This window comes from Paenibacillus mobilis (assembly GCF_058267595.1).
Genome location: NZ_JBZCMS010000001.1, coordinates 421,762 through 446,224, shown reverse-complemented (window position 1 = coordinate 446,224; position 24,463 = coordinate 421,762). Strand labels below are relative to the sequence as shown.

Below are 24,463 nucleotides of genomic sequence, written 5' to 3'. Positions count from 1 at the left end.
GAAAGTGAGGAATTTAAAATGAAGTATATTAAAGGCATGTTCATTTTTTTAGCTTCAATCTCTTTTATTTTTATGGAATTCCAAAATTCTGCAAGCGCCAACGGAATTACCTCCCCTTCATTAAAGGTTCAATTAAACAATACTTACGTTTTATATTCTAGCCAGCAATTACCTTATGCATCTAATGGGAGAACCCTTCTGCCGTTAAGATTAATCGGAGATGTAATGGGGGCAACAGTTAATTGGAATGCGAAAGAACAAAAAGCAACGGTAACTATGGGGAAAGACAGCGTCATTGTAGTCTTAAATAAAAAAAACGCATTTGTAAATGGAATACAAAAACAAATGGACACAACATCTGTAGTAAAAAATTCAACTATTATGGTGCCTGCAAGATTTATTTCTGAAGCATTTAAAATCAAAATAGATTACAATAAGAGTTCAAACGTTGTCCATTTAACCGATTCTAGAATAATGAGTAGCCAAAAACTTAGTGTTATAGATGAGATGCAAAGAGTCAATGACGATTTCAAAAATAAAATCATTCCTTACAACTTTTCCTTTTTAACAAATAAAGATATTGAGAAGAACAAAATAACAGTAGACATAAAGAACGATTCAACCGCTAATATCATTGAAGGACAACTAAATCGAAATATTATATTTTTTGCAAATAATTCTAAAATTTCTTTTATTGGCACAAGAGGGATGATAGCTCCAGATGGTTCGACTGGCGTAAATACATCTAATATTCCTTCAAAAGGAAACTATACAGACGAAATTAATTGGGAGTCCTTAAACATTGTTCAAGGAGAACCATTAAGATATATTTTTGTTAATTATTTTGTAACAAAATAGATCTGATGAGTTGTTCAATAAAGATCGTTTTTTAGAATAATAAACTTTCCTTAAGCATGAAATTAACTCATCTACTTTTAGAAAGTCATATTCCTATAACTCAAATGAGCAGTTAACTCTGAGTCTAATAAAGCTACTTATGGGAGCTTCCCCTGCTTGTAAGACAGAGTTCAGACACTTTTTAGACTAAACAACCAGTTGCCGCTTCATTCTGGCAGCTGGTTCTTTCTTTACTGCCATAAAATTAAATTTCCTCACCTGAATATCTAGCTATTGCCTGAAAGGGTTCAAGTAGTCCTATTTCTCGAAGCGCTAGCTGTCCGGAATCTTCATGAATGTCCAGTGAACCGCCTCGTTTGGCGTTCTGGTCCGCTAATTTCACGTTCATAAATGGTTGAACGGATCCCCTTTTTCTGAAGAACAAGCGCCAGCATTAACCTGCCTGGACCTCCACCGATGATTGTAATACGTTGTTGTTCTTTTGTTGCCACACCAACCATCTCCTCAAAATAAGGTTACGAGTCATGATCCATACATTAACGTGCTATTATGAATTGAATATGAATGGGTTCGCCGTAACCAAAAAAATGCGCAAGACCCATTAGGTCTTGCGCAGCCAATCGCTCAAATTGAGAAACAGCAGGGAATAGATTCACCCGCGGAGGTATTCATGTCCAAGCCTTACTCCAGGCTTTTTAACCAGTCGCGCAGAACAAGGGCATGATTGTGCATCGGGTCTTTGGCGGCATAAATCAGAGTAACCTTCTGCAGAGCCGCCAAATCACGGATTTTTACTGCCGCCGCCCTCGGAACAGTCTCCTGTTCCAGCTCCAGCATGTAACGGTCCCTGAATTCCTCAAAACGTTTCGGTTCATGTCCAAACCACTTCCGCAATCCGGGACTGGGGGCTACGTCTTTCATCCATTCCTGGATCATGGCTTGTTCTTTGGCAACGCCCCGCGGCCACAGCCGGTCTACCAAAATCCGGAAACCGTCCTCGGCCTCATAGGGCTCGTAGATGCGTTTTATGGTCAGATGATCTGTGGGAATACGGCTCATTTTTCCTCTTCCTCTCTCCGGTTCATCTGCTTGTTCATCTTCCCCTCGATTCTTCCGTCATTATATCACTTGTTAAAAAATTTGCTTGCGCCGGGCTTCCTTTTCACTAGCCGCTTCCATTTCAAATCCAGTTAACTTCCAGAAACCATTCGTATACACGGTCCGGCCCGACCTCCGCCGCCTGCCCGTGCTCCCGGGCATAACTCAGATCGTCCAGAAAGCCGGTCGCGGGCTCCAGCGCCAGATGATATTGGCCCTCAAATCCCCCGTCATTGGCCCAAACCGATAAATAAGGCACTTTGTCTACCGGAAAAGCAAGCTCCAGGCCTTCCCCTCTCGCGGGATCATAGATTCCCGCCCTCCCGCTCGGCAGAGGGCCGGCGAAATAATATTTTTCAGCCGTTCCCTGCTCGGGGGTTCCCGTACGGTCCAGCCGGATGTCCGGACGATCCGCCAAAGGCTGTGGCCAGCCCCGTACGTCCCCTGTCCGGCCAAGCCGGTCGTTCGCCGAATAGGAGACGACGATATCGTTCAAACCTTGCGGAACGCGGATTTCCATGCCCTCTTCTATGCGGAACAGCGGATGGGCCGCCCAAAGAAAGGACATGGGCGTAGCGCTTAAGTTCTTTACCGCATAACCGATCCGAAGCCGGTCAGGGGCAGGGAAAGAATACGTTTTGCTCAGCAGATACGGAAGCCGGACGCCCTGGACCTTACAGTGCAGTTCACGTCCATCCGCATCTAGATTCGCCGACCAAGGGATCGACCATACCTCGCCATGATCGGGCAGTTCCACCTCCGTCCATGCATCCCCGGGATAACGGCAAGGATTGATAGTCGGAAACATCTCATCCCAGCCGCTTCCGCTGCTTTCCTTGAAAGGACGGCCATACCCAGGGACCTTGCAGTCCGCGGATTGGGTCAGCCATTCGCGGCCGCTCTTCCGGTTATAGAGAGAAACCATCTTGCTTCCGACAGCCGGAAGCAGGGAAATCCGCATGCCGGAAGTTTCCCCGATCCAGACCTCCACCCCGTTATGGCTGCTCTGGCTCCAGCTCGGCTTCATCGTTCCGCTGCCCCGGCCAGCGCCAGGTGAACGGCGGCTCCCTGATGATGCGGCTCCATGTCCAGAACCATGTTGAACTGCCGGGCAGCATCCTGCGGCCGGTTCAGCCCCAGGTAGCCAAGGCCCATCATGTAACGACAGTGGATGACGTTTTTGCGTTTCAGGTCTTCGTCGAACACCAGAAAATCCGGCAGGGAAACGGCAAAATAGTCGATTTTCGGATCATCGAACAAGTGCTGCTCCCCGTAATCCACCAGCTTGTTGAACCGGCTTCGCGCGGCCGGCTCGTTCCCCAGCTTGCGCTGCGCGAGCCCCTGATAAAAGATCATGTGCGGAGGCTGGTCGTTATAAAACATCGCGCTGGCCGGCTCGGACAAACCTTCGGAGGCCGTCTTGAAATTCGACAACGCCTGTTCGGTCTGCCCTAATTGTTCATAGGCGAGAGCCAGATAATAATGAATGTTGTTTTCCTGCGCGCCTTCGAGTTTGCCTTCGTTGATGTTCAGCGGGTATTGTTTAGCAGCCAGCAGCTCTGCCGCGGCCTGCTCCGCTTTTTGCCCCTGCAGCAGCTTTTTGGCCCGTTCCACTCGGGCAAATACGTATTGGGCCGGCACTTTGCCTTCGCCGCCTTCCCAGGGGTGGAAATGCCGCCCCAGAATCAGCTCCAGCGCCCGGTCAAAATGACCCAGCGTATTTTGCAGCGTGATGTATTCCAGATACAGGTCATCACGGGCATTGACGAGCTCCCGGTGCTGCTCCAGAAGCTGAAGGCGGGTTTCCGGAAGACTGCCGAGCTTTTTATGCAGCTGATCCAGCTCATAGAGCACCCTGGCGTCGGCGGGGTTCAGCCGGAAGGCTTGTTCGAGCACGTTCAGCGCCTGTTCCGGACGGTTCTGCTTGTTGTAATAGGCAAGCGCCAGATTGCGGTAAGGCGTGGCGAAACTTCCGTCAAGCTCTACCGAAACCTCCCAGCAGCGGGCCGCCTCTTCATGCCGTTTCTTGTCATACAGCAAATTGCCCAAGTAATAAGGCGCACGTGGATCCGTAGGGCGGTGCCGTGTCACATGCTGAAGCATTTGATAATCATAAAGCGTATTCGGAAAACAATAAGCCGGATCGGCTTCCGCCGCAAGCCGGTAATAACGTTCGCTTTCGGCCGTCCGGCCCTTCTTTTCACTGTAGTAAGCCTGATAGTACAAAAGCAGCGGAGAAACCTGGGCCCCCTCTTTTTCCGGATATAACCCCAGCACCTGCAGAGCCTCTTCATATTGCCCGGCATCCGCATAATCCTGGGCCAGGTTGATGAAATTGGCGGCTTCGCCGCGCAGCAAGGCCAGCAATTCCCGCAGGGCGGCCTGCTCTACGTCTGCCGCCCCGTCTTTCTGTTCTGCGGCAAGACGGAACCGTTCGTACCGGGAGCCGAATTCGATCGGGTCCAGGGAGATCGTCTCCGCAGCTAACTGTCCGGCTTCCTGCAAGCGGCCAAGCTTGCGGAGCAGCACTATTTTTAAGTGGCGTGCTTTAAAGTTCCGGTACTGCATGTTCAGGGAGCGGTCGATCAGCTCCAGCGCTTCTTCATAACTCCCCTTCTCGGCGGCAATCTGAGCCAGGTGGAAATATCCCGCAGGCTGCCACACCGCGGACCAAACCGACTTGTAAAAGGCGGTAAAAGCTTCCTCCAGCTTTCCCTGCCATTTCAGGCTTTTTCCCAGGTTGAAAAAAGGTTCGCTGTCATACGGGCGGGCATTGTGCCGCGTCAGCGTTTCGGCCGCTTTGCGGAAATACGTTTCGCTTTCGGCAAACTTCCCCCTGCGCAGCAGCAGCAAACCGTAAGCATTGTTCAGCCGAATATCGCCCGGATCCCGCTTCAATCCCTCCAAGTAATAAGGATCGGGTTCATAAGTCGCATGGCGGTATTGCTCCAGGTGCTGACCGGCCAGGAAAAGTGCTTCCGTATTCGGCAAATGTCGAGGTTCGCCTATGGCTTTCGCCGGCTCGGGAACCGGTTTGACTTCCTTCGGCAAAGGCCGGAACGAAACCAGCTCGCGCCCTTCGCGGTCGTAAACCGTTACCTGGACATCCGTCTCCCGTTCTTCCCCGCTCAAATGAACCGTGTCCTGGAAGGTTTCCGTCGGCGACAGGTTTACTTTTCGTTCTGCGTAGGTTTGATTTTCGCCCTGGATGACGATCCTTGCCTGCTCGAAACGGGAAGTGGCGTAGACCTGAACCTTGGCTTCCCGCCCTTCGATTTCAAGGTTTACAGCTGCATCCAGGGAAGCGTTTTTGACGATTCCAATATGTTTGTAGGGCATGAAATACTGCTTGAAGCTTTTTTCTTCATAAGGATGGAGCCAGCTGAAGTCCGGCTGGTTATCGGTATAAACGCCGGTCATCAGCTCGATGTACGGGCCGTCTTCATCGGTCAGATTGCGGTCCCAGGCCTGCCCGAATTCGCCGTTGCCCCAGGTCCACTGCTTTTTACCCGGCGATACATGTTTACTCGCGATGTGCAAAATTCCGGCTCCCGCGCCATGGTCGTAACCCCCGACGAAATTAAAATCCGAATGGTATGCCATATAGGAGGTCGGCACCGGAATGTTGCTGTATTTGGAAATGTCTACGCCGGCGGAGTAGTCCATTTTATAATAGGTGCCGGTTGCGATCGGAAACTTGGACACGTCTCTTTTTCCGTGGTCGAATACGGCATGGACGTCCGGAGGAAAAACGGATTGGGTGTGGTCGTTGACAGCTACGGCCGGGTTGGCCCACCACAGGAAGGTCTGCGGCTCGGCGGTCCGGTTATACAGCTGGGCGTGGATCTCCAGATAAGCTTTGCCCGGATGCAGGGTAAACCCCGTCGTAACTTTGGTACCGTACATCCGGTCCGTTTCGCCGACCCAGACGGTTTTGCTCCCGTCCTTGTTCGCTTCGATTTTGTACTCTACAGGACCAAACGTGTTCGGCCGGTGATGCTGAGGCCAGTTAAACTCGATGCCGCCGGAGATCCATGGACCGGCCAGCCCGACCAAAGCCGGCTTAATGACCCGGTTGTAGTACACGAAATCGTAATTGTTGGTTTTGTCGAACGCACGGTAAATCCGTCCTCCGATTTCAGGCATGATCTGGATTTGTACGTATTCGTTCTCCAGAAACACAATTCGGTAGGATTTCAACACTTTGTCGTTTTCGATTTTATCAATAACCGGATGCGGGTATACCCGGCCCGAGCTGCCTTGATAGACACGTTTCTCCAGAAACATCGGGTTTTTATCCGGAAGGCCGGTTTCGTAAGTCGGAATTTCAACGTGCTGTTCCCAAACCTTCACGTCAGCTTGTACGGAAATGCTGGACATGTTTGTCATCCTTTCTGATTAGGAAATCGCTTTCTTATTTCTTATGTTACCTGCTCCCCGGCTCTCCCTCCATTAACGATCTCATGGAATTGATGGATTATCTGATGATTTTTAATAGAATTTTCATTGACAGAAAAAGAGGCATGAATCATAGTTAAAGTATGGATACGATAAGAAAATCAGAAGGATTCGCCGCACAAAAGCTTATTGTTTTGCCGGACGATATACTGAATAAAGCTGCCGAACACCCGCTCGTCGCCCCGCTTTATGTTACCGATACAGGTTATTTCCCGGAAGCCAGGCATCATTACCGGGAACGGCCGGTCGGCATCGAGGCCTATATCCTCATTTATTGCGTGGAAGGCGAAGGCTGGGTGCAGCTGGAGGAGGGCAGAAAACAGACTTTGCGCAAAGGTTTCGCCGTGGTGATTCCGGCTGGAGTCCCTCATCAATACGCTTCTTCCGAAACGCATCCCTGGAGCATTTATTGGTGGCATATGAAAGGCGAACATGCGAAGGTTTACTTTGAAGGGTTCGACTGCCAGTCCGCCCCCGTCCCTCTTGATGTTGAACAGACCTCCAAGCTGCTGCAGCTGTTTGAGGAAGGTTTTCAGATTCTGTTGAAAGGGTATTCGCTGAATCACATGATTTACGTTTCGCAGCTGGCCTCTTATGCGGCGGTTCTGCTCAAGCTTCCGCAGCTTCGTTCCCCGGGGGAACGCCCTGCCGCCAATCCGTCGGCCATCGACGAAACAATCCGGTTTATGACCGAACATCTGGAGGATCAGTTAACTCTGGCGGAGCTGGCCGCACATGCCAATTTGTCGGTCCCGCATCTCACCCACCGCTTCAAGAAAACCACCGGTTATTCGCCGGTCGATTATTATTTGCGGCTGAAAATCCAGCGGGCCTGCCAGCTCCTCGATCTGAGCGACCAGAGCGTCAAAGAGATCAGCCACAGCCTTGGCTTTAAGGACCCCTATTACTTCTCGCGCCTCTTCAAAAAAATCATGGGAAAACCCCCGACCGAATACCGGGAAACCCGGAAGGGATAGGCCGAGGGTTTTCTTCAAAGGAATTACTGTTGTTCGCGGATGCGGTACATCAGGCTGTCGAAATCGCCGCGCAGCGGCAGCTCGATCCCGATGTTCATCAGGGCGCGTCCGCTCCGGACGCCGGAAAGTCCTTCTATGGCATAGGATCGGTCCGGGTTAAGATTTTTCAGGCGAAGGCGCGGCAGCGGTTCGCCCAGCTTCTGCGAATGCAGAAACGCAAACAGCACATGCTCCGTGGCATCCCCGCCCGAGTATTGGACCGCGGTGACCCCTTTATCTTCCAAGGCGGTCAGCCGGTATTGGTCTCCAAATTGGATCAAATGGCGGATCCGTTTGTATTGGTCCACGTATACGGCCGTCTCCGACATCATCTCGTCGCTCCATTCGTTCAGGTTGGAGCCGATGCCAAGCGTCCCCATCATGGCGCTGTGGAACCGGTATTTCAGAGACACATGGCGTTTGTTCATGCCGGTCGGCGATTCGGTCACCCAGCAGGTCATCATGCGCGGGGCGTAAGTATAAGAAAAACCTTTTTGAATGCTCAGACGGTCGAACGCATCCGTGTTGTCGCTCGGCCAGGACTGGTCCGCATAACGGAAAATGCCGAGATCGATGCGCGATCCGCCGCCCGCACACGTCTCAAACTCGACCTGCGGGAATCTGCGCCGCAGCTCAGCCCAAATTTCGTACAGGGTGAGCGCGTGGCGGACCCAGATTTCCTTTTGCCGGTTCAAGGGGCTGCCGGACCTGCCGGGTTCGGTGATCGTGCGGTTCATGTCCCATTTGATAAACTTAATGTCATGCTGCTCCAGGAGTTCGGTCATGAATTTTAAAATGTAGGCCTTCACCTCCGGCTTGGAAATATTGAGCAGCAGCTGGTTGCGCAGCTCCGTTCGGTCCCGGGTTTCAAAGTGGTACACCCAATCCGGATGCTTCCGGTACAAATCGCTGTCCGGATTCACGGACTCCGGTTCGACCCAAAGGCCAAACTCCATGCCCAGCTCTTGCACCCGTCCGATCAGCTCGTTTAAACCGTTCGGGAACTTCTCCTTGTTGACGTACCAGTCGCCCAAGCCGGCCCGGTCATGGTTCCGTGCGCCAAACCACCCGTCATCCACGACAAACAGCTCCACACCGGCTTTGGCGGCCCGTTCGGCCAGCGCCATCTGATCTTTGGCGTTGACGTCGAAATAGGTGGCTTCCCAGGAATTATAAAGCACCTTCCGCGTTTCGCTCCGTGGCAGCACGTACCCGTATTGGTAACGGTGCAGCTGCCGGCTCATACCGCCAAAGCCGTCCCGACTGTAGCCGCCTACGAACACCGGCGTCTCAAAGGTCTCTCCCCCGGCAAGCAACCATTCGTGGTCGAAATCGTTAATGCCGCCCGTCACGCGTACATGGTTAAAAGCGGTTTTCTCGGCGGTCATTTTCCAGTTGCCGCTCCAGGCCAAAGCCCCGAACCAAACCTGGCCGCTGTCCTCCGTTGCCGCACCGCCGTCAATCGCGAACCAGGGGTTGGCATGGCTGTCCGTAAAACCTCTGCGGGATTCGATCACTTTTTTCCCTTCGGTGAGCAAGGTGCTGCGAAGCTGGAATTCGCCGGCCCATTTGCCGGTTACGTGGGTCATCCGCGTTTCCGGCAGATAAGGCAAGCTCCACGCCGCGGACTGCGTATTTTCCAGAATGATTTCCTGATCCCCGGTGTTTACGATCCTAGCGCTGCGTTCGATCAGATTGTATTCCGGAATGACCTGGTAGACGAGATGCGTTTCAAGCGGATATACCCGATCCTTGAGCGTGACGATCAACGTTTCTTTGCCGTCCTGTTCCGTAATCGCATGCCCGGCATAATCGACGCATAAGTCCCGCACGCCGTCCGGCATGCGCACCTTCAGGGAGGGTTCCGTATAGCAAACTCCGCCCCAGAAGCTGTACTCCTCCGCTTCGCGATCTACCTCCGCATCAAACGAACTATGGGAAGAGGAGCGAAGCAAAGGCGCTGCGTCTTCGATCGACACCGGCTCCCCCCAATATAAATGCTGCAGTTTCCCTTTGTCATTTACGCCAAATACATAAGAGCTGCCCGCCGTTTGAATCGCAAAAATGCGGTTTAGCTCGTCAAACTGAATAGTCAAGCCGAATCATCCTTCCTTCGTTAAATAAACAAGCCCCGAATAAAAGGGAGAAAAAGACGGCCGTCTTTCTTCTCCCTTGCCAGTCGTTCAATGACAGCCGGTTAGCTGTTCCACAGCTCTTGGCGTTTTTTGTAGTTATCGGTGTAGATTTTCTCCAGCTTAGGCAGTCCGGCCGCATCCACTTCTTTGATCATCTGGTTGTACAGTTCCGTAACTTGGTCCGTGGAAGGAGCAAGAGCCATTTTCAGGAAATATTTGTTGACCGTATCGTTGACCTTAGTCTCCATAATCGCTTCCGGCGTGCCGCCGGCAGGTCCGAGGCTGTCGTAAGGCGCCGTATCAAACGAGGTGTCCGCCAGATTTTTGATCGCCAGATCAGTTACAGGATCCGTAGAGTAACGTCCGATCAGGTCATAAGGCGTGCCGTCTTTGCCCGGACCGTTTTTGATCATCCAGGTCCATTTGCGGATGCCGGTCGTGCGGGCAGCTTCATCCCAGTTTTTCTTGAAAGCGTCCAGCGTTTCCTGACGAGGTACGTGTTTGCCGTCCTTCATGTCCCAATCCTTGCCTTCGATGCCCCACATAAGCAGGTATTGCCCTTCTTCGCTGGCCAGAAAATCAAGCAGCTTGATCGTTCTGACCGGATCTTTGTTCGTTTTGGTAATGGCTATGCCGTCCCAGCCGAGGGAGCTTTTAGGGCCATACGTCGTTTTGTCCGGATCTACGCCTGGCGCAACCACTTTGTATTGGTAAAATTGGCGTTCGTCCTGCTGCGCCGGGTCGCTGGCTCCCGCTTTAAGCGCCGTGTTGGCGTTGCCGACGTTCCAGAGGGCTTCCGCAGTCGCAAAGACGTTGCCTGTAGACAGCTTTTGTTCATATTGCTTCGTTTTCAGCGTTGCCCATTCTTTGTCGAGCAGCCCTTTTTGGTACAGGGAGTTCAAATACTTTACCATTTCCAAATATTTCGGATCGCGGATATCCTTCTTCAGTTCGCCGTTCTCCTCGTAATAAGGCATCATGCCGAACATCCCTTTAAAAGTGCCGGTTACGCTGCCGATGTTTTCGCCGTTCAGCGTCATCGGGATGCTTTCTTTTCCGTCGATGGTTGGGAATTTCTCTTTGAACTTAACAAGCAGGTCTTCGAATTCCTGAGCCGTAAAAGGCTCGCCGTTCGTGAGCTTGTCGCCCACGCCCAGCTGCTTCGCCAGGTCCATGCGCATCATGAAGCCGAATACCGGATATTTCTCCAACCCGTACCAGTTGGCAAAATAATAGTTTTTCCCGTCGTCGCTCCGGGTTTTCTTCAGCGTGTCCCCGTACATTTCCTTGATGTGCGGCGCATATTTGTCGATCAGGTCATTCAGCGGAATCACCGCGCCGGAGGCGATATATTTGTTCATAATATCGCTGCCGCGGTCCAGCATGACCACATCCGGCAAGTCGTTGCTCGCCAGCATCAGGTTCAGCTTTTCGACCGGATTGCCGGTCGGCTGCTGGACTTCGATGGTGACACCCGTTTTTTCTGTAATCGCTTTCGCAACAGGATTGTCGAATGGATCCCCCGTGTTTTTGTCAAACCAGGTTAGCGTAATGGGCCCGGTGCTCGCCTCCCCGTTTGAACCATTTGTACCGGAGGAAGAAGCCCCCTGGTTGCTGCCGCATCCCGTAAGCGCTGCCAAAACTAAAACTGCCGCTGCGATGGCCGAAAACTTTTTCATCGTTTAACCCCTCTCTTCCGTATTCGTGTGAGCCGTAAATACAAGTTCATTGTAAAAATGCCGGAAGCATTAATCTATAACGCAATGTTACAATCCATGATGGAAAACGTCTTTCATCGCAAAGCCTTGCCGTTTACGTTTGGATCAAGAGGGAGCCGGATGGTCACGGAGGTGCCGATCCCGAGTCTGCTGAACATGTGAACTCCGTACTTTTCACCGTACGTCAGCTTGATGCGTTCATCCACATTTCGGATGCCGTAGCCGGATAAATTGTCCGTTTTGCTCAACGCCTGCTCCAGCTGCTCCGCCGTCATGCCGATGCCGTCGTCGATCACCTTCAGCAAAATATCCGTTCCTTCCTGCTGCAGCTTAACGACGATATTAATGCCGCTTTCGTCCCAGATGGCATGATTGATGCAGTTTTCGATAAAAGGCTGAAGAATCAGCTTGATGGTCGACCTGCCGAACAGCGTTTCATCCAGTTCATAATGCATATGGAGTTTATCCGGAAAACGGATGGCCTGGATCGCCACGTAGTTTTTGACGAGATTGATTTCCTGCTCGATTAAAATAATCCGTTTGCCTTTATTCAGGGATACCCGGTAATACTTGGCCAAATAATTGACCATCTCGTATACCGGCATGGCCCCTTCCTTGACCGCCAAAGAAGAGATGGAAGACAAAGTGTTATAGAGAAAATGAGGATTGATTTGGGCCTGCAGCGTATTCAGCTCCGACTCTTTCATCGACAGCTCTTTCTCGTATACGTCATGGATCAAGGACTGGATTTGTGCGGCCATTTTATTAAACGCAAAAGACAGCTGCCCGATTTCATCATGGCCCATCGGTTTGATGGAAAGCCGGAAATCGCCCCGTTCCACCTTGCGGATTTGCGACAGCAAAATTTCGATCCGTTTGGTGATCACCTTGCTCGTAATAAAAATCAAAAGCGTTGCGGCGGCGATGGCGATGGCCGAAATCCAGACGATATGCGCAGTAGCCTTGTTCGTGTTCGACAGCAGCTCATTGTAAGGCGTTGTGATGACGATTTTCCAGCCGTTGCTGAGCGATTTGTAAGTAAAAAAATGCTTTTCCCCGCCCATGACGGCGTCGAATTTCCCCTCCCCGTCCTTGAGCTGGGACTCGATCGGATAAACGTCAAACAGCTGATCCGTGGTCAGGCTGCGATCTCCCGTGCTGATGACCTGACCGTTTTCGTCTATGATATAAACGCTTTTTTGATTGTTTTCTTTCTCGATCAGCGAATAAAGCTCGCTGCTTTTGATATCCAGGGTCAGAACGCCGTAGGGATGCTTCAGGCTGAAATAACTTAAGGACCTGGCCAGCGTGATGTGCGCATCCGCCGCTTTATAATCGGCCGAATGGGTATACACCGTATTTCCCGCGGCATCCAAAGCCCGGGTTTGCAGCGGATCCGGCAGCTCTTCCATATATTTGACGAATTGTTCGTCGGTATAAAGGGTTTTGTTATTCGTATAGATGGTGATCCCCTGCAAATTGGAATTCAGGATCATGATGGACGGCAGCAGCCGGTTAATATAATCAAAAGCGTCCAGGTAATAATAGGCCTGCTCGTATTGGGTGGACAAATAATTCCGCAGCTGCGCGTCCATGTAAATGCTGGTCGACAGCTGCTTATAATAATCCAGCCGGTCCTCCACGTTCGCATCGATCTGATCCAGCGTGCTGCTGATGCTCGTATATGCCTGCTGGGTGATCGTATCCCTCGTTGAAGTATAAGAGTAGAAAACGAGCACGGAGAATGGGATAATAAGCACGACCAGAAAAATAAAGAAAAATTTGTTCCTCAGGCGCAGGTTCGCGAAGGCTCCTTTGCCGAGGAGCGGAAATCTCCGTTTCATTGCCCCGGGATGCCCTTGCACCGGCTTTGGCTTTGGTTTATAAACTCTTTCGGTATTCATTCGGCGTAACTCCCTGGTTCTTTAGGAATAAGGAAATAAAATACGAAGTGCTTTCATAACCGACCTTTTGCGCGATGTCCTGAACCTTTAAAGAACCGTCCGCCAGCAGCTGTTTGGCTTTGTCCAGCCGGATTTTCGTCAAATAATCATGGATGGTAATCCCTTTTTTCTCTTTAAAAATAGACCTCAGGTAATTGGGCGACAAATAAACCTGTTCAGACAGGCTGTTGATCGTGATCGGTTCATGGTACGTCTGGTCGATTAGCATGCAGACCTGGTGCACCAGCTTTTCGTTTTTATCCGTAAACCGTTCGCCAAGCCGCTCCATCGTTTGCCGCACTGCCTTTAAAACCCGGGCTTCGATCTGGTGGATGGTCCGGGCGTTGTAAACCGAATAATACAGCTCGCTGCGCTCGTATCCCTTCGCGGGCTGATGAAGAATTTCCTCCTCCACCCGCCCCATCAGATGCAGCGCCCAATCGCAAACCGTTTTGCGTCCGGCATGCAGCCGGATCAGGATATCCGTATATTCATGGATGAGCTGCTCCGACGTTTCGTCATCCAGCTGATTCACCGCTTCCAGCCATCTTCGCTCCGGAAAAGGAGGGATCAGTTCCTCGTGCAGATTGGCGCAAGGGTTCTGGCGGCGAAGCACCTTGCCCTCTCCCGCATAAAATTGATCGTTAAGGATCCGTTTGCTGTGTTCGTACAAGGAAGCCAAGTTCTCCAGGGGCTCCACTTCTTCGTTGGCCGCAAGGGTAACCGGGAGAGTCAATTGTTCCCGCAAACGGGATGACCATTGCTCCGCCAGGTTATAAACAAAAGATGCGCCAGTGCCGGATATGGACACGGATGCGGATTGAGGGTCCGCCTTTCGCTCCATAAAAATGCCGGCTTCACCTTCCCGCACAGGCACGACGATTCCCTCCATATGATGTTCCGCAAGCAGCCTTTCCGCCAAAGGTACAAACGCCGCCAGCGCTTCCTCCAGGGATTTCCCTTGATCTTCGGCAGGCTCCGAAGCGGGATGGACATCACAAAGCATCAGGCTGTAGGAAGGCGTCTCCTGTCTGCGGGCCAGCTTGCAATAGCTCTCCGTCAGATTCCGCACTCGTTCCGGACTGCGCTCTTGGAGCAGCTCCTTTAAAATGTTCGCTTTCGCGGCCTGGATAGAGCGGTTCTTAAGTCTCACTTCCTCGCATTTCTGCTTCACCTTTTCCATAATCGTCACGATTTCGGTCAGGTCCAGCGGCTTAAGCAGGTAGCCTACGGCCCCTACGTTCAGCGCCGATTTCACGTAGGTGAATTCGTCATGCCCGGTCAAAAACACGAGCTGCATCCACTCAAAACGTTCGCTCACCTGCCTCGCCAGATCAATCCCGTTCAGAATCGGCATCTGCACGTCTGTCAGCACGATATCCGGCTGGATAACTTCGATTTTCTCCATGGCGTCTTTGCCGTTCACCGCCGTTCCAGCGACATAGATGCCCATCTCTTCCCATCGTATATAATCCCGCATCATTTCAAGCTCAAGCGTTTCGTCATCAACCAGAAAAATGCTGTACATCGCTGTTTCCCTCCTCACTGGCTTCTCAATATTATAGCGCTTACATTATAGAGCTTTAATGAGACTTTAGCATGAAAGTTATTTTCAGGCATCATTCGTTAGAATGTCATATCGACACTGGTTTTTTGACGGCTCTATAATTTTACTAACTTGAACTTGCGAGGTGCAGCAAAATGAAAACCTTTACAAACGTGCAGGAAAATCCGCCGCTTCCTACTCTTGCAGTCCCTAAGCGGAAAATATGGACCCGATTCAAGCAGCAAAAATATTTGTTCCTGATGATGCTGCCCGCCATCGTGTGGGCGCTCATTTTTGCCTATACGCCTATGGTCGGATTGTACATGTCTTTCGTCAACTATCAGCCGACGCTTGGCGCTTTTTGGCAAACCTTGTTCCACAGCGAATTCGTAGGGTTCAAATGGTTCGATTATTTCTTCAGCAACGGCGATTTTCTCCTGATCATGCGGAATACGCTGGCTTCAACGCTGATTACCCTGCTTTTTTCGTTCCCGATGCCGATTCTGATCGCCATTGCGATCAATGAAATCAAAAACGTCGCCTTCAAAAAAACCGTCCAGACCGCTTCCTATTTGCCTTATTTCATCTCCTGGGTTATTGCGGCAAACATCATCGTTACCCTGCTGTCTTCCGACGGAGCGATCAACGGCCTGCTGAAATTCCTCCATCTGACGAAGGACAGCATCTTGTTTCTGCAGCACGGCCCTTATTTCTGGTGGATCGTCGCTTTGGGCAATACCTGGAAGGATATGGGCTACAGCTCGATTATGTACCTGGCCGCCATTTCTTCGATCAATCCGGAGCTCTACGAAGCCGCCAAGGTGGACGGAGCCAACCGGTTTAAGCAAATCCGCTACATTACGCTGCCGCATTTGAAGCCGACCATCGTCATTCTTCTGATCCTCGCACTCGGCGGCATCCTGAACGCGGGTTTTGACCAGCACTTCCTGCTCGGCAACGACTTAACCAAGGATTATTCGGACGTCTTGTCGACCTATTCCTTCCGCTACGGGATCCAGAACGGCATGTTCTCCTATGCGTCCGCAGTGGGCATGTTCAGTTCCGTCGTCGCTTTCATCATCGTGGTCATCGTGAACTCCATTGCCAAAAGGGTGAACGGACAATCCCTATTCTAAAATTTTTGACCGGAGGGGCTTATTATGAACAGCAGCAAAACGATCGCCGAACGTCTCTTTGACGCCGCGCTTTATCTTTTCCTGACAGGCATTTTTATCATCACCTTCTACCCGTTCTGGAACATTCTCGTCATCTCCCTGAACGATGCGACGGATACCCTAAAAGGGAATCTTTACTTCTGGCCGAGATCGCTTACCTTTGAAAGCTACCGGACGATTTTTCGGAATCCCGAGATTTGGAGCGCCCTGGAAGTGACCGTGCTTCGCACCGTCGTCGGAACCCTTCTATCGCTCTTCTGCATCTCCATGCTGGCCTATGCGCTCAGCAAACGTTACTTGGTCGGCTGGAAATACTTCTCTTTCTTTTTTGTATTCACGATGTACTTCGGCGGAGGGCTGATCCCGAGCTACATGGTCATCAAATCCGTCGGGCTGATCGATTCGTTTTGGGTATTTATATTCCCGGGACTGATCGGCGTGTTCCTAATGATTCTGGTCCGCACCTTTATTGAACAGATTCCGGGCGAAATCGAAGAATCCTCCAAAATAGACGGGGCCAACGACCTGCAGATTTTTTTCCGCATCGTGATGCCGCTTTGCGTGCCGGTTCTCGCCACGATCGGTCTGTTCCTGGCCATCGGCCACTGGAATGCCTGGTACGATTCTTACGTATATACCTACAAGCCAAGCCTGAAGACGCTGCAGGCCGTGCTGGTCAAAATCCTGAATCAATATCAAACCGCCGGCATGATGTCCGACGCCCAGCAGCTCGCGCAAAGCTCGAAACAAATCCCGGTCTCCACGGAAAGCATCCGCATGGCCACAACGATGGTCGCCACGATTCCGATTATTCTGGTCTATCCGTTTGTGCAGAAGTATTTCGTAAAAGGCATGATGATGGGCGCTATCAAAAGTTAACGGAAAAAATGAAGCCAAGAAAACCTTCCGCACCCTGGCGTGCGGAAGGTTTTTTTAATGAGAACACGGAGAAGCGAGCGGACAACTTTAACCTCAGTTTGACAGCAGTCCGAGGATTTTCAGGCCGTTGCCTTTGCTTCGTTCATTCCGCTGTCCGGTATTCCGCAAAAGGACGCTGATGGGACCCCGCTCCGGCTGCAGCGGAAACAGGATGGTCACGGGCCGGTAGGCAAGAGGACACCACTCGTCAAACGGATTTACTCGCTTAAACTCCGCTCCGTTAACCGAATATTCGAAGCTGCCCGAATCCGGGCCGCAAAGCAGCGTTGCGCCTGCGCTTTGTCCCCAGGTTTGGAAAGCAAGCTCCGCACCCGGCAGGCTCGTATCCAGATGGCTCGAATCGTATCTCCAGTTCATGACGGGAGCATTCGCATCAAGAGTTGTCCGGCAAAAGCCTGTTTGGCTAATGAGCTGGATCGGCACTGAGTCCGGAGCTTCCGTACTGCCTTCCAGACCGGAGGCTGTTTGTTCCCCTATCGATTCAGCAAATTTCATTCCGGCAAATTCATAATTGGAGGTTTCAAGCGGTTCTGGCAGGGGTTGGGCTGAAACGTTCGCTTCCGGAAAGGAAGGGCTTCCGGATAAAGCAACCTCCAAATACTCGCGCATATAACGGGCATAAAGGGCATGACCATCATCATTGGGATGATACGTATCCGGCGCCAGGTCCGTCCATTCCGTTTCCCCGGCTTGAAGCCGGTCATAAATTCTTCTCGCGAAATTGACGCTTGGAAGCCGGTAATGCTCGGCCACCTCCTCCTGTACGGCAATGTAAAACGGCAGGGTGCCGGTCAAATTTTTCTCCGCCGCCGTATAAACAAAGCAGATATCCGTCTGCGGGGACAGACGCCGCATCTGCCGCACGATGCCCTCGATGCCGCGTATGGATTCTTCCCTCGATAATCCATCATTGCCGTCGTTGACGCTGAATTCCACGAAGAGCAAATCAACAGGCCCAAAACGGAGGACGTGCTCCTGCAGCCGGTGAGCCCCGAAAGCCGAATTCGTTCCCCCTACTCCGGCATTGATGCTTGCGACCAGGTTTTCGCCGTACCTTTCAGCCAAATAACGGGCTGTCAGCGCCCTCCAGCTGGTCTCGTCACCGTTTGAGGCTCCCGCTCCCTCCGTAATCGAACCGCCCAGAAAGACGACCCGGAGCGGTTCCCGCCTGCGAAATTTCCTATTCGTATGCGGCAGCCCGCAGCGCATTTGAATGCCTTTTGAATCCAATTCCATATTCACCACTCCTTAAAAAGCCATCCTGTTCTTCCTGTAAACTTAAAACCCCCTCTGCCGCCATGCGAGACAAAGGGGGCCGTACCTTATTCGAATCTGCCTGTCGGCAGTTCTTTAATTTGTAGCAGATTTGCTGGAATCGTAGGCTTTCTGCAGAATCTCAAGATAACGTCCCAGCTGGAGTTTATCCAGGCCGCTCACATAGCTGTCCCAGTCTTTATTCAAATCTTTGCTGCCGGTAATGAATTGGAGCGTATTTTGATCGATATAGTTCTTGATATTCGTTTGCAGCATGCTCAGTTCATCCGTTTCGGTTGGATCCACCCAGATCGACCAGAACGGGAACAGATCTTTCGGCTCCTTGCCCTGGTACAGCAGCGTCGCTTCATACAGTCTGCGTTCGTATCCGTCCGGCGAATAGATGTCCTGGTCGGCTACAAAGCTGTCGCGGTAGCTCTTAGGCATATACATGTGTGACATGCCGCCCCAACCGTAGTTGGTAGGACCTTGGCCCGAAGGGTAGCTGATGGAAGCAAACTGAGGCGTTACGCCGTCTCCAAGCGCCTGCTCGCCTTCCTTCGGTTTTCTCCAGCCTTCTCCCTCCTGTCCGGAGTTGGAGATCGTCTGGCCTTCCGGCGTATACATGTAATCCGCGATTTTAATGAGTGCGATCTGCGCTTCCTTGCTGGCTTTGTTGGTAATGACGAACTTGGCTCCAGGAACGATCCCGCCGTCATTATGCGTAGCATAGGAAGCATGAGGACCGGTCAGAGGCGGAACCGGGTTGTAGTCTTTGGTGTTTGTGTTGACAAAGATCGCCGGATGCATCCCGGCGCCGGCTCCCAAAATTTCCGCGCTGGCGTTGTCGCCGATTTTGCGGAAAGCATCGGCATTTTGCGTAAAGGCACCCGGATCGATCAATCCTTCATTATAAAGGGATTTGATATATTCAAGCCCTTCCTTCCATTCAGGCTTATTGGCCACCGAATCGACTTTGCCGTCCTTAAGCTGCAAATAGTTATTGTCATCGTCGTAGATAAAACCGTTCATCAGGAACGGAACGACGTGAACGCCAAACGTTTCCGTAGATCCGCTCAAAGGCACTTCGTCGGCTTTGCCGTTGCCGTTCGGGTCCTGCGTTTTAAACGCTTCCAAAACTTTTTTGAAATCTTCGGTCGTCTTCGGCATCTGCAGGTTCAGCTTATCTAGCCATTTGGTATTGATCCACATTTTGTTCGGATAAGAGCAGTGAAAACACTCGGCATAGGCTACCAGCCCGTAGATGTTGCCGTCCGGCGCGGTGATATAGCTGCGCAGCGAAGGATTCGATTCCATAGCAGCCTTGATATGCGGAGCGTATTGGTCGATCAGGTCATTGAGCGGAACAAGCACGCCTTGTTTCCCGTATTTCAGCAAATCGGCAGGCGTAAACTGGTCGATGTATTCGGTCAGAAAATAAGCGTCCGGGTAGTCTCCGCTCGCCAGGGAGATCTGGCGTTTCTCCTTCGCGCCGTCGGTAGGAATGACCTGCCAGTCAAACTTGACGTTGAACTGCTTCTCCAAAAATTTGCTGAACGTATTCGTTTTAAGATCCACGCCGGATTCCTGCTGCGCAAACACGCTGACGTCTACCGGCTTTCCGCTGTCGGCGCTGCCCGAGGAAGCCTTTCCGGAATTGGAAGACGCGCTGTTATTTCCGCCGCCGCAAGCAGCAAGCAGCAAGCAGCACGTCACCATCAAGCTGAACAAACTCAAGATTCTTTTTCTCAAATCCGACCTCTCCTTTTTTGTTCAATTTCTTGGTTTAACCTTTAACGGATCCCACGAGCATGCCCTGCACAAAATGCTTCTGAACAAAAGGATAAATGCAAAGCACCGGAAGGGTTGCCACGACAATCAGGGAATATTTCAGCAGGTCGGACAAGTGCTGCTTCTGCACCATCTCTGCCGCATCCATGGCCCCGGCGCCGTTATTCAGGATGATGATGCTCCGCAGGATGAGTTGGAGTGGAAACAGATTATCCGATTTCAAATAAATCAGCGCATCAAAATAGGCGTTCCACTGGCCAACCGCGTACATGAGCACAAGTACCGCAATGATCGGCTTGGACAGCGGAAGCACAACACTCCAGATAAAACGGAGATCGCTGCAGCCGTCAAGCTCGCTGGCTTCCAGCAGTTCATCGGGGATGGAGGACTGAAAGAAAGAACGGGCAATGATAACCTGCCAGACCCAGATGGCGTTCGGAATCAATAAAGCCCACCGGGTATCGATCATGCCGAGCTCTTTAACCACCAGATAAGTAGGAATGAGACCTCCGCCGAACAGCATCGTAAAGGTGACGAGCACCATAACGACACTGCGCCCGTACAACGTTTTTCTGGAAAGCGGATAAGCGATCATGATCGTCAGGGTAACGCTGATCAAAGTGCCGACAGCCGTATAAAACAGGGAGTTGGCGTAGCCCGTCAGAATCAGCGGCGTTGAAAACAAAGTTTGGTAGCCTTCGAAGGATATATCCACCGGCCAAAGCCAGACCTTGCCGGAAGACACCGCATCCGGGCTGCTGATCGAACTGCTCAGGATATAAATCAGCGGGTACAGCACGGCGATCAGGACGAGACTGAGCGCCGTATATATAATTGCCATCAGCACGCGGTCGCCAGCGGAATTTTTGATACGGTACGAATTGGAGGCGGCCGCTGCGGTTGAAGCCGTAAGTTGTGAGGCCAATGCCAGTCCCTCCCTTCTACCAGATGCTGTTGTTCGAAATCCGTTTGGCTAACGAGTTCACGAACACCAGAAGCACAAGATTGATCACCGAGTTGAACAAACCAACCGCAGTAGCAAAGCTGTAATTTGCATTCAGCAGCCCCATTTTATAAACATAAGTCGCGATGATTTCCGAATTAGAGGTGTTAAGCGGGTTCTGAAGCAAATAAATTTTCTCGAAGCCAAGCGCCATGATGTTCCCTACGTTCAAAATGAGCAAAATCGTAATCGTAGGCAAAATGCCCGGCAAATCCACATGGATGATTTTCTGGAGCCTGGAGGCCCCATCCACCTTGGCCGCTTCGTACAGCACCGGATCAATTCCCGCCAGCGCCGCCAAATAGACTACGGAAGCATAACCTGCGGATTGCCAGAGGTCCGACCATACATAGATGGAACGGAACATTCCCGGCTCCCCGAGAAAATTGATGGAATCCAGACCCAGCGCATTCAGCGCCAGATTCACGAACCCCAGCCGCGGAGCCAAAAACAACATGATCATGGAAACCATAACCACTGTTGAGATGAAATACGGCGCAAAGGTGACCATCTGCACCAGCTTCTTGAACTTGGCGTGCCTTACTTCATTAAGGGCAAGCGCCAGCAGGATCGGGATCGGAAATCCGACGAGCAGCTGATAGAGGCTGATTAATAAGGTGTTTTTCACCAGCGTCCAGAAGATCGGATTTTCGAAGAACAGCCGGAAATTTTTAAATCCGATCCACGGGCTGCCCCAAATTCCCTTTGTTACATTGTAGTCTTTGAAAGCAAGCACAGCGTTTGCCATCGGGTAGTATTTGAAGATGATGAAGAACAGAATGGGCGGAATCAGAATCAAATACAGCTGCCAATGCTTGGCAAAACTTTTGCGTGCGACATTCAAATAAATCCCCCCTTCGAGTTAGGTCTACGCTGAAATGATAGCGCTTTCTACAGGGTTCATTGTAGGTCCGCCGGGCTGTTGTCGGGTAGGTACAATTCCGTTTTTTAGGTACCGTTCTCCCTGTATGAATGGGGCCAATCGCTTCTGCGGCGTACATTTCCCGCGATAACCGGTCCCGCCCTGCCTCCGCAAGATTGTCCGATAAACCAAACAAGCCCGCGCTACCGCGCGAGCTGCCTGTAAGCGCTTGGCGAAACGCCCATCACTCTTTTGAAGGCTCTTCGGAAGGAATGGGAGCTGTTATAACCCACCATTTCGGAAATTTCATCCACGGTATAAGGCTTTTCCCGAAGCAGCTTAACCGCCTCTTCCATTCGTATCTGTTCCAAATAATCGGATAAGTTGACCCCCGTTATCTCTTTAAATAACTGCGAAATATACTTTTCCGGGCGTTCCGCCTGCTCCGCGATCCGGTACAAGTTCAGGTCCCCGTCCGAATAATTTTCCGCAATAAATTGTTTGATCTTCTCCACGGTTTGGATTTGGCTGTCGCTTTGTTTGCTGGTCACCAATACACATAGAGCGGACAAAATTTCGCCGAATTCCTGCTGGGCGGTTTCCCATTCGCTGCCGGGATGAATGTTCATCGTTTTCTGATAAAGCTCCGCATAATGCTCCGACTCCAGGAACACTTTCTGGTCCAGCAGCTTGATCAAAGTTCCTTTAAGCTCGTTGATGAACTGGACTTTCATGTCCGTAAGCAGGCAGCGGTTTTCTTTGTTCAGAGCTATTATGGTGCCGAGAATTTTCTCCGCCTCTTCCAAATCCCCCGCACGAACCGTGCTGATCAAACGCTGCTCGACGTCCAGGGGATAATAATAACTGCCGTTTCCCTGCCTGGAGTCGCTGAACCAGGCAATATCTTTATCCTCTTCCGCCGCCGCGTATTCGGCCGTCTGTTTCGCCTGTTCAAACGACTGGCCGATATCCTGAATCGAGGAAAAATAATCGCCAAAGGCGGCGGTCAGCTTGATTTTATATTCGGCATAAGCCATGCCCAGCACTCCGCACAGCGTTTCTTCAAGCTTGGTGCGCAGTTCTTCAGGGTCCTCTTCCTTTTCGTTATTCATCCCGCCCAGGCAGATCAGGACCATCCGGTCCGAGCCCAAGTCCGTCACGTACATCGACGGCTGGCGGCCGCTGAGCATTTGCTTGACGAGCAGACGTGCGGCGTACAATTCATTCAGAATATCTACGCTGTCCAGGTCCGGATAACCGTTTACCCGTAAAACCCCCACATAACCGCAGTGGGATTCCAGCTCCGTGTTGGATTGGGCGGCCGCGGCCAGTATTTCCGGCCTGGTCTCGAATTCCCCGTTGATCAGCCGTTTGAGGAAGCCGTCCCTTACCATGGGAAATTGTCGGGCTACCTCCGTCTCCAGCTGTTTGTTCGCTGAAATCATCTGCGAAATGTTGCCGTGCAGAAAATCAAACTCATTCCGTCTCCGGCTTGCCGGTTCGTCCTTCTGCACCTGCTCCTTAATCATGGCAAGCAGCCGGTTCAGCGGCGCGCTGTTCCGGTAGGACAGGATAAAACCGGCCAGCAGTCCGATCAGCAAAGCCGCTCCCGTAAACAACCAGGTAATATGTTTGATCCGGATGGCATTTTCCATCAATACTTGTTTGGGAATCCCCGCCCGGTAGACCCATCCGGTTTTTTTCGAATGAATGGTGATGACGAGATCGTCGTCGAGGAACCGGCTCACCTGCCCGTTTTCCGGAGCCAGCTCAGATGATACCGCTTTCATTTTATCCGCGCTGATGCCCTGCAGACTGATAGGCTGGCCTTTCTCGTCCGTGATGGAGGTCCAGCCTCCATACCTCTCTATCCAGCCCGAAAGCAGATTTCGGATGTTTTTTTCGTCGATCGTAACCACGACTACGGCCGGCGAAGCCCCACTGAAGCTGTCCAGCGGAAGGGACTGCATATAAGAAACGGCTGCATACCGTTTATCTTCAGTGACCATGGTGTCTAGCGGCGAAACTTCGCTGCGGTGGGTTTCATGCAGCACTTTATTTTTCCAGCCGCTCAAGGACATATTTTCATAATGATTGGTTTGGAAGTAGGATTCCGGCTTGTAGGTGGAGCCCTTCGCCAAAATCACGTTGTAATTGTTCAGGTAGATAAAGTAATTTTGCAAAAAATCGTTCGTTTGGCTGAACGGGGTCACCTGTTTCATCAATTCCCAAATGCCAAAGACGTTTACGGCGCCGCCTGCGGCCGGTTTCTCGTTCATCAGCACGTTCAAGTCCTGATTCAGCGCAAGCTGCCGGGTAAAACCCTCCACCTCCGCCATCCGCCTCTCCAGAATTTCCTTGCTTTTGTTCAGTTCCGTCAGGCTGTTCTCGATGGATAACGATTCCGTAACCGAAATAGAGGTTCGATACGAGAGATAACCGGCAAAGCTAGGAATCACCAGGATGATCAAATAGGAAACAAGAAAACGCCGGAACATTTTGGATTGATTCAGCACCCGCTGCGTGTTTTGCAGCATCCGTTTCGAATTTTGGAGCAGCTTTCCCGAATTGTGCAGTTTCTCAATCGATGGCAAACGCAAAAGCCTTTCCCCCTTGAGTAAAAAGATCGAATTGGACCGGAACCGCAGCCGCCTCCGAAAGGCAGGA

General features: G+C 51.4%; 16 protein-coding genes and 1 pseudogene. 4 read left to right on the top strand and 13 right to left on the bottom strand.

Annotated elements, in window-relative coordinates:
- Window positions 1–18: 18 nt before the first annotated feature.
- Window positions 19–858 (top strand): copper amine oxidase N-terminal domain-containing protein, encoded by an 840-nt coding sequence (locus tag AC3ZPD_RS02130; protein ID WP_068694928.1) that lies wholly within the window; start codon window positions 19–21, stop codon window positions 856–858.
- Window positions 859–1,108: 250 nt separating this feature from the next.
- On the opposite strand, the pseudogene AC3ZPD_RS02125 reads toward AC3ZPD_RS02130, so the two are convergent.
- From AC3ZPD_RS02125 to AC3ZPD_RS02110, 4 genes and pseudogenes are all read right to left on the bottom strand, one after another.
- Window positions 1,109–1,358 (bottom strand): annotated as a pseudogene (locus tag AC3ZPD_RS02125) (FAD-dependent oxidoreductase); the annotation flags it as partial.
- Window positions 1,359–1,539: 181 nt separating this feature from the next.
- Window positions 1,540–1,917: a DUF488 domain-containing protein gene (locus AC3ZPD_RS02120; protein ID WP_490982608.1), complete on the bottom strand. Its 378-nt coding sequence runs from the start codon at window positions 1,915–1,917 to the stop codon at window positions 1,540–1,542.
- Between the two features lie 121 nt (window positions 1,918–2,038).
- On the bottom strand, window positions 2,039–2,983 hold the full coding sequence (locus AC3ZPD_RS02115) for a DUF4432 family protein (RefSeq protein ID WP_490982607.1): 945 nt from the start codon (window positions 2,981–2,983) through the stop codon (window positions 2,039–2,041).
- Complete coding sequence (locus tag AC3ZPD_RS02110) at window positions 2,980–6,336, bottom strand: tetratricopeptide repeat protein (protein WP_490982606.1); 3,357 nt, start codon at window positions 6,334–6,336, stop codon at window positions 2,980–2,982. Before AC3ZPD_RS02110 ends, AC3ZPD_RS02115 begins: the two co-directional genes overlap by 4 nt.
- A 161-nt stretch (window positions 6,337–6,497) precedes the next feature.
- On the opposite strand from AC3ZPD_RS02110, the gene AC3ZPD_RS02105 reads away from it, so the two are divergent.
- Entirely contained in the window at window positions 6,498–7,391 is an 894-nt protein-coding gene (locus AC3ZPD_RS02105; RefSeq protein WP_490982605.1) for an AraC family transcriptional regulator, read from the top strand.
- Between the two features lie 23 nt (window positions 7,392–7,414).
- Here the strand turns inward: AC3ZPD_RS02105 and AC3ZPD_RS02100 are convergent, their stop codons facing one another.
- The 4 genes from AC3ZPD_RS02100 to AC3ZPD_RS02085 form a co-directional block, all read right to left on the bottom strand.
- Window positions 7,415–9,526, bottom strand: coding sequence for an alpha-galactosidase (locus AC3ZPD_RS02100; protein ID WP_490982604.1), 2,112 nt, complete (start codon window positions 9,524–9,526; stop codon window positions 7,415–7,417).
- A 101-nt stretch (window positions 9,527–9,627) separates the two neighbouring features.
- Window positions 9,628–11,244, bottom strand: a complete 1,617-nt coding sequence (locus AC3ZPD_RS02095) for an ABC transporter substrate-binding protein (protein WP_490982603.1) — start codon at window positions 11,242–11,244, stop codon at window positions 9,628–9,630.
- Between the two features lie 113 nt (window positions 11,245–11,357).
- Window positions 11,358–13,187, bottom strand: coding sequence for a cache domain-containing sensor histidine kinase (locus AC3ZPD_RS02090; protein ID WP_490982602.1), 1,830 nt, complete (start codon window positions 13,185–13,187; stop codon window positions 11,358–11,360).
- Complete coding sequence (locus AC3ZPD_RS02085) at window positions 13,165–14,754, bottom strand: response regulator (RefSeq protein WP_490982601.1); 1,590 nt, start codon at window positions 14,752–14,754, stop codon at window positions 13,165–13,167. The genes AC3ZPD_RS02090 and AC3ZPD_RS02085 overlap by 23 nt, the downstream gene beginning before the upstream one ends.
- Window positions 14,755–14,927: 173 nt before the next feature.
- On the opposite strand from AC3ZPD_RS02085, the gene AC3ZPD_RS02080 reads away from it, so the two are divergent.
- On the top strand, window positions 14,928–15,908 hold the full coding sequence (locus AC3ZPD_RS02080; RefSeq protein WP_490982600.1) for an ABC transporter permease: 981 nt from the start codon (window positions 14,928–14,930) through the stop codon (window positions 15,906–15,908).
- Window positions 15,909–15,932: 24 nt separating this feature from the next.
- A complete protein-coding gene (locus tag AC3ZPD_RS02075; protein WP_490982599.1) occupies window positions 15,933–16,826 on the top strand; it encodes a carbohydrate ABC transporter permease in 894 nt (297 codons plus the stop codon).
- Between the two features lie 93 nt (window positions 16,827–16,919).
- Here AC3ZPD_RS02075 and AC3ZPD_RS02070 read toward each other — a convergent pair whose 3' ends face one another.
- From AC3ZPD_RS02070 to AC3ZPD_RS02050, 5 genes are all read right to left on the bottom strand, one after another.
- Window positions 16,920–18,122: an SGNH/GDSL hydrolase family protein gene (locus AC3ZPD_RS02070; protein WP_490982598.1), complete on the bottom strand. Its 1,203-nt coding sequence runs from the start codon at window positions 18,120–18,122 to the stop codon at window positions 16,920–16,922.
- A gap of 114 nt (window positions 18,123–18,236) precedes the next feature.
- Window positions 18,237–19,892, bottom strand: a complete 1,656-nt coding sequence (locus tag AC3ZPD_RS02065) for an ABC transporter substrate-binding protein (protein ID WP_490982597.1) — start codon at window positions 19,890–19,892, stop codon at window positions 18,237–18,239.
- A gap of 34 nt (window positions 19,893–19,926) precedes the next feature.
- Entirely contained in the window at window positions 19,927–20,856 is a 930-nt protein-coding gene (locus tag AC3ZPD_RS02060) for a carbohydrate ABC transporter permease (protein ID WP_490982596.1), read from the bottom strand.
- A 16-nt stretch (window positions 20,857–20,872) separates the two neighbouring features.
- The gene (locus AC3ZPD_RS02055; RefSeq protein ID WP_490982595.1) at window positions 20,873–21,778 is read right to left on the bottom strand and encodes an ABC transporter permease; all 906 of its coding nucleotides are present in this window, start codon (window positions 21,776–21,778) and stop codon (window positions 20,873–20,875) included.
- A 221-nt stretch (window positions 21,779–21,999) separates the two neighbouring features.
- Window positions 22,000–24,396, bottom strand: a complete 2,397-nt coding sequence (locus AC3ZPD_RS02050; protein ID WP_490982594.1) for a helix-turn-helix domain-containing protein — start codon at window positions 24,394–24,396, stop codon at window positions 22,000–22,002.
- Window positions 24,397–24,463: the final 67 nt, after the last annotated feature.

Excerpts from the sequence above, each read along its gene's own strand:
- AC3ZPD_RS02080 (WP_490982600.1), top strand. The coding sequence starts at position 14,928 with ATGAAAACCTTTACAAACGTGCAGGAAAATCCGCCGCTTCCTACTCTT.
- AC3ZPD_RS02070 (WP_490982598.1), bottom strand. The coding sequence starts at position 18,122 with ATGGAATTGGATTCAAAAGGCATTCAAATGCGCTGCGGGCTGCCGCAT.
- AC3ZPD_RS02085 (WP_490982601.1), bottom strand. The coding sequence starts at position 14,754 with ATGTACAGCATTTTTCTGGTTGATGACGAAACGCTTGAGCTTGAAATG.
- AC3ZPD_RS02105 (WP_490982605.1), top strand. The coding sequence starts at position 6,498 with ATGGATACGATAAGAAAATCAGAAGGATTCGCCGCACAAAAGCTTATT.
- AC3ZPD_RS02090 (WP_490982602.1), bottom strand. The coding sequence starts at position 13,187 with ATGAATACCGAAAGAGTTTATAAACCAAAGCCAAAGCCGGTGCAAGGG.
- AC3ZPD_RS02120 (WP_490982608.1), bottom strand. The coding sequence starts at position 1,917 with ATGAGCCGTATTCCCACAGATCATCTGACCATAAAACGCATCTACGAG.
- AC3ZPD_RS02115 (WP_490982607.1), bottom strand. The coding sequence starts at position 2,983 with ATGAAGCCGAGCTGGAGCCAGAGCAGCCATAACGGGGTGGAGGTCTGG.
- AC3ZPD_RS02095 (WP_490982603.1), bottom strand. The coding sequence starts at position 11,244 with ATGAAAAAGTTTTCGGCCATCGCAGCGGCAGTTTTAGTTTTGGCAGCG.
- AC3ZPD_RS02110 (WP_490982606.1), bottom strand. The coding sequence starts at position 6,336 with ATGTCCAGCATTTCCGTACAAGCTGACGTGAAGGTTTGGGAACAGCAC.
- AC3ZPD_RS02130 (WP_068694928.1), top strand. The coding sequence starts at position 19 with ATGAAGTATATTAAAGGCATGTTCATTTTTTTAGCTTCAATCTCTTTT.
- AC3ZPD_RS02075 (WP_490982599.1), top strand. The coding sequence starts at position 15,933 with ATGAACAGCAGCAAAACGATCGCCGAACGTCTCTTTGACGCCGCGCTT.